A 4,183-nucleotide genomic window follows, 5' to 3' on the forward strand; every position below is an offset into this window, starting at 1 on the left:
GACCGGCAGGGCCGCCGGGGCGGGCGAAATCCGTTGGACAGGGTCGGCCGTGGCGAACGACAGTGACGCGCATGACGTCCCTGATACGACACATCACAATCGACTGCGCCGACGCGTACACCCTCGCCGGTTTCTGGGCCGAGGTCCTCGGTGGCTCGGTGGCGGAGGACGACCATCCGGGCGACCCGGAGGCGCTGGTGACGGCGCCCGGGACCGCGCTGCTGTTCATCGTCGTACCCGAGCCCAAGACCACCAAGAACAGGGTCCATCTGGACCTCCAGCCCCAGGACCGTACCCGCGACGAGGAAGTCGACCGTCTCCTCGCCCTCGGCGCGACTCTCGTAGCCGACCACCGCCTCCCGGACGGCAGAGGCTGGACAACCCTCGCGGACCCGGAGGGCAACGAACTGTGCGTCGAACGCAGCGCGGCGGAACGCGAACGGACGTCGGCCTGACCGGCGGCCTGACCGCCGTTCAGGACGGCGGTCTTACCGGCGTCCCGGCGAGGCCCGGCGTGGAAAGCGTCTGCCGGTCAGACCGTCAATCTCGTACCGGGCGCATCTCCACCAGGCGATCAGTGCGACAGCGACGATCACACAGGTCCAGGCGGGGAGGCGGTCGGCGTGGCTACGGAGCGGCCGGGGCCAGGGTGTCCAGCCAGGCGATGATGGTTGAGGCCGCGGGCAGGCCGGCGTGTTCGAGTGGCATGTCGTGGCCGACGTTCGGGACGATGACCGGCTTCGCGCGCAGCAGTTTCGCGATGGTGTGGGTGTCGTGGACCGGCGTACGGTCGCTCTCCGGGCCCACCACCAGAACCGGGCAGCGGATGGTGCTGGGATCCACGGTGACGCTGCCGTTGCTGTACTGGTTGATCACATTTGGCGATTCCGGCGTCAGGCGGGCCATCAGTACGTCGAGTTCCTCCTCCGATATATGGCGGAACCACACCTCCTGGATCTGTTCCCTGGTCATCGTCACCGGACGGTCCTTCGGGTACGCCGTCGACCGCATCGGCCCGAGTTGTCCGGGCCCCACGGTCGAGACCAGCACCAGTGCGTACGGCACATACGCCTCCGCCACCAACTGGGCCACCAGCCCGCCCATGCTGTGGCCCAGCAGGACAGGCGGCTGAAAGTCCGGGTCGAGATCGGGGAAGAGGCCGCTGAGGACCGTACGGACCGCAGCCGCGTAGTCGCCCGGCGTATACGTCAGGAACTCCGCCTCCGGTACGGCCCGGGAACCGGTGTGGTTGGGCAACGACATCGCCAGCGGCGTCCAGCCCGCCTCCGCGAACACCGGCATCCACCGCTCGTACGCCCACCAGCCATGCATGGGCCCGGGCACCAGCAATATCCTGCCCCGCTCCTGGACCCCGAGGTCACGGGCCTCGCGGACCAGGAGTCCGTCCACGTCGTGGTCGGTCCACTCCAGCACCCTTTCCACGATAGGTGAGGCGCCTAGGCTTGTCCTCGGCCCGGACGCCGGGCCGAGGACCACGACGTGGAGGATGATTGTGCGCTACCGCGAGCTGGGACGCAGCGGACTGTCCGTGTCCGAGATCGGTTACGGCGCCTGGGGCATCGGTGAGTCGGCCTGGGTGGGCGCCACGGAGGACGAATCCGTACGCGCCCTGAACCGCGCCATCGATCTCGGCGTGAACTTCATCGACACCGCCCGCGGCTACGGCGAGAGCGAGCGCATCGTCGGCCGCGTCGTCCGCGAGCGGGCCGCCACGGGCGCCGGTTCCGGCAACGGCACCGGTGGCGGCGAGGTCCTCGTCGCGACCAAAGTCCCGCCGAAGAACCGCGTCTGGCCCGCGCCCGACGGCCTCGACCCGGCCGAGACCTACCCGGGCGCGCATATCCGCGAAAGCCTGGAGACCAGTCTGCGCACCAGCGGACTCGACCACTTCGACGTCCTCCAGTTCCATGTCTGGAGCGACGAATGGGTCGGCCGCGGCGACTGGCTGGAGACCATCGCCGAACTGAAGCAGGAAGGAAAGATCCGCCTGTTCGGCGTCTCCATCAACGACCACCAGCCCGACAACGCCCTCGCCCTCGTCCGCAGCGGCGCCGTCGACACCGTGCAGGTCATCTACAACATCTTCGACCAGGCTCCCGCCGACACACTGCTCCCGGCCTGCGAGGAACACGGCGTCGGTGTCATCGTGCGGGTCGCCCTGGACGAGGGCGGCCTCACGGGCCGCATCACCGCCGACACGACGTTCCCCGAAGGCGACTGGCGCAACCGCTACTTCCGCGACGACCGCCCGGCCCAGGTCGAACAGCACGTGGCCGCGATCGTGGCCGACCTCGGCATCACATCCGACGAGATCGCCGAGAACGCGCTCCGGTTCGTGCTGAGTTCGCCGGCGGTCTCCACCGTCATCCCGGGCATGCGTACGGTACGCAACGTCGAGCGCAACACCGCCCTCAGCGACGGCCGTCCGCTCACCGCCGACCAGCTCGCCGTACTGGCCAAGCACCGCTGGCAGCGTAACTTCTACGCCTGACCGACCGCTGGCGGTTGTTGCCTTTTGCCGGGGCCCGCTCGACGGCGGGCCCCGGTGACCGGCCGCCTGTTAGGCCGCCTTGACCTGGGTGACGAATGCCGACCAGGCGGTTGCCTGGAAGGTGAGGACGGGGCCGGTGGGATTCTTGGAGTCGCGGACAGGGACGATGCCGGTGAGGCCGTCGGCGACTTCGAGGCAGTCGCCGCCGCTGGGGCCGCTGAAGCTCGACTTGTGCCAGGACGCTGCGCTCAGGTCGTACTCAGGGCTGCTGCTCTTCATGCGCGTAATCCTCCGCCACTGATTCCAGCAGGGCCAAGGACGCTTCCGGTGACATTGCGCTGGCCCCGACCAGATCGTAAGCCAGTTCGTACCGGATTACAGTTGCCGGATCGTCGACCAACTGGCCCGATTCGAAGCCCTGAAGGTAGGCCAGCTTGGGCGCGTCCTCGAACGCCATCAGTTTGAGGGCGCCTTCGATTGCCGGGTGTCCACCCGCTGTGAACGGCAGCACTTGCACGATGATGCGGCGGCTACGAACCAGCGCTGCGATGTGCCGCAGTGCCTCTGCCATCACAGATGGTCCCCCGACGACCCGGCGAAGGACGGCCTCGTCCAGTACCGCCCATACCACTGGCTTGGTTGGATGTTGGAGCAGGCCGGAGCGTTCCAGTCGCGCCTCTACCCGTTCCCTGACCGTGTCGTCCGTCGCCGTTGGCAGTCCAGCGTAGAACACCGCTTTCGCGTACCCCGGGGTCTGGAACAGGCCTGGGATCAGCGCTGGCGCGTACTCCTTGATCATCACCGCCGTCGCCTCGGCCTCCGCTGCCTCCGCGAAGTGATCCGGGTACTTCGACTTCTTCAGCACCTCGCAGTTGCGGAAGAAGTACTCCTCCGTCCCGAAGATCTCGTCGAACTTGACGGCGAACTCCGGCTGCATCCTGCGTACGCCCATTTCCAACATCCCGATGAACGCACCACTTACGAACAGCGGTTGTCCCAATTCGCCCTGGGACATGCCTTTTTTCTCGCGGTGATACCTCAACTCCGCGCCGAGCATGGCGCGCGGCGATGACGACGGGTCAAGCGGCTTTGTGTTTTGGGACATGGGCGCTCCTCCGGAACACGTAGGTGTGTTGGTCTGCCATGTCTGGTCAGGCTAGCCACTGGCGACCACGCTGTGTGGTGAAAGCAGATACATAGCGTGGAGACGCCAAAACATGGTTACCTACGACATAAGAGAAGCTCGGCGCATGGTTGCCGCACACGTACGGGCCGCCGAGGACGCGGCGGAGGCGTTACGGGGCGGGCTCGCGGGGGTGGGGGTGGTGTTGCCGGGGCTGCGGATCGTCCCGGCCTCGTGTCTGGGCGACGCGCCCGTACCGCTGGTCGATCTCGGGCGCTGCGATCTCGGCACCGCGCTGCGGCTCGCCGCCGTGCTGGCCGTACAGGAAGGGGCCGGCGATGACGTACACGCCTGAGCCCGGTTCGTACGCCGTTGATTCGCGCGACGGGCGTGTGGGGCGGGTGATGAGCCTGGACAGCGGTTATGTCCAGCTACGGCCGCCGGGCGGCGGGCTGGAGTGGGACTGTCCGCCGCAGACCGTCCACCCGGCGCCGCCCAACGAGGTGCTGAGGGCGCGGGTGACGGAGCTGAACCGGGAGAGGCGGGGG

The 4,183-nt window shown here is 67.8% G+C and carries 7 protein-coding genes; 4 read left to right on the forward strand and 3 right to left on the reverse strand.

From position 1 onward, the window contains the following. The first annotated feature begins 71 nt into the window (after positions 1-71). On the forward strand, positions 72-455 hold the full coding sequence (locus GA0115259_RS26555) for a VOC family protein (RefSeq protein WP_093601704.1): 384 nt from the start codon (positions 72-74) through the stop codon (positions 453-455). Positions 456-627: 172 nt separating this feature from the next. On the opposite strand, the gene GA0115259_RS26560 is transcribed toward GA0115259_RS26555, so the two are convergent. Further along, positions 628-1,434: an alpha/beta hydrolase gene (locus GA0115259_RS26560; protein ID WP_093601706.1), complete on the reverse strand. Its 807-nt coding sequence runs from the start codon at positions 1,432-1,434 to the stop codon at positions 628-630. 79 nt (positions 1,435-1,513) lie between these two features. Here GA0115259_RS26560 and GA0115259_RS26565 point away from each other — a divergent pair, with 79 nt between their 5' ends. After that, a complete protein-coding gene (locus tag GA0115259_RS26565) occupies positions 1,514-2,512 on the forward strand; it encodes an aldo/keto reductase (protein WP_093601714.1) in 999 nt (332 codons plus the stop codon). A gap of 69 nt (positions 2,513-2,581) precedes the next feature. Here the strand turns inward: GA0115259_RS26565 and GA0115259_RS26570 are convergent, their stop codons facing one another. Together GA0115259_RS26570 and GA0115259_RS26575 are read right to left on the reverse strand one after the other, a co-directional pair. Continuing rightward, on the reverse strand, positions 2,582-2,791 hold the full coding sequence (locus GA0115259_RS26570) for a DUF397 domain-containing protein (RefSeq protein ID WP_093601708.1): 210 nt from the start codon (positions 2,789-2,791) through the stop codon (positions 2,582-2,584). Further along, on the reverse strand, positions 2,772-3,617 hold the full coding sequence (locus GA0115259_RS26575) for a helix-turn-helix domain-containing protein (RefSeq protein ID WP_093601710.1): 846 nt from the start codon (positions 3,615-3,617) through the stop codon (positions 2,772-2,774). The genes GA0115259_RS26570 and GA0115259_RS26575 overlap by 20 nt, the downstream gene beginning before the upstream one ends. 145 nt (positions 3,618-3,762) lie before the next feature. Here GA0115259_RS26575 and GA0115259_RS26580 point away from each other — a divergent pair, with 145 nt between their 5' ends. Then, on the forward strand, positions 3,763-3,990 hold the full coding sequence (locus GA0115259_RS26580; RefSeq protein ID WP_237540518.1) for a hypothetical protein: 228 nt from the start codon (positions 3,763-3,765) through the stop codon (positions 3,988-3,990). After that, positions 3,974-4,183: hypothetical protein (locus GA0115259_RS26585; RefSeq protein ID WP_093601716.1), on the forward strand; the 210-nt coding region annotated here is incomplete at its 3' end. The genes GA0115259_RS26580 and GA0115259_RS26585, both read left to right, overlap by 17 nt.

Origin of the sequence: Streptomyces sp. MnatMP-M17 (genome assembly GCF_900091995.1) — a bacterium.
Lineage (GTDB): Bacteria > Actinomycetota > Actinomycetes > Streptomycetales > Streptomycetaceae > Streptomyces.